1 protein-coding gene is annotated in these 1,285 nt (G+C 43.1%); it reads left to right on the top strand.

The genetic code is table 11. The annotated features are described in order from the left end of the window. Positions 1–313: 313 nt before the first annotated feature. A partial coding sequence (locus AAZR23_RS20640) for a hypothetical protein (RefSeq protein ID WP_434694499.1) occupies positions 314–1,285 on the top strand: 972 nt, incomplete at its 3' end.

Below are 1,285 nucleotides of genomic sequence, written 5' to 3'. Positions count from 1 at the left end.
GGTGTGGGCGGCAGCATCAAATTCAGCTACGTGTTCTGACAGGCGGACGGAAAAATCCGCCGGATGTCTGAAGGACACAGAGTTCATCCCAAACACCGGCAACCGCCGGTGTTTTTTGTACCCCCCCGGCTAGGCCGGGGGGATTACCGTTTTAGTTGACCACTAAAAACAAAGTCATTTTGCTTCACTGAAGGTGCAGGATGTGGCAGCATGAAAACTCAGGCAAACTATGTCCCAGGAAACTCGGGGTAGTTCAGTTTTTACATTTTCCATTTCTATATTATCGGAATTAAACCTGATTATAAGGTGCTATATGCAAACTTTTATTCAAAAAAAATTTAAACTACGTAAAACGATTCTGTCGATATTTATCGGCGGGCTGTGTTGTGCCACTATTTCAGCTAGGGCAGACTGTATCAATACTGGTATAAATAGTGAGGGGGGGGCAGATATCATCTGTGATGGTGCTGGTAGTCTTTTTGATACAAATAGTACCCATTTTGTTGCAAATAATGTAGTGACGGTTCAGGGAAATAATACAACTGTACAAAATGATGTATATGGAGCAAAAAGTAATTCAGAAAATGTGACCGATAATTCGGTGATAATCAGAGATGGCAGCCAGCTTTCAGCGGCAATTGGCGGTGGTAGTGTTTTTGGTAATGTAACAAATAACACGGTGATTTTTAATAACAGCAGCCGGGCTGATTGGGTGTATGGTGGTATTAGTAACGAAGGAGATGCAATTGGTAATATAATCATTTTTAATGATAACAGCTGGGCTACCAATGCATTCGGTGGTGAGAGTGGAAACAACAATGCGACCGGTAATACAGTGATTCTGACAGATAGTAGTTATGTGAATGTGGTAGTTGCAGGTAATAGTAATACAGGAAATGCAACGGACAATACTGTCAATATATATGATACAGCAAAGGTATTAAATTCACTATATGGTGGTCGGTATTACTATTCCGGAGCTCCATCTCTCATTAATCACGATATTTTCACGGGTAACACCCTGAATGTCGCTGCGGCCCCCTTCGAGCTCAGTGGTGAAATGGCGAACTTCGAACACTACAACTTCACAGTAGATCCGGCTCACGTCAATTCTGACACCGCGCTGATTACCGCAGATACCATCGTTTTCGGGACCAATGAATATAATATGAACGGCGGTGAAGCTAACACCTCTAAAATTCAGGTGGTGGGGATTAAAGCCGGTCAGGAACTGTTTGCCGATGATAAATTTGTACTGATGCGGGCAACCGACACCATGAGCGGT

The sequence above is a fragment of the Morganella sp. Je.2.23 genome (assembly GCF_051129855.1).
Lineage (GTDB): Bacteria > Pseudomonadota > Gammaproteobacteria > Enterobacterales > Enterobacteriaceae > Morganella > Morganella sibonii.
Note: the sequence above shows the minus strand (reverse complement) of the source record. Positions and strands in the feature narration are given on the sequence as shown.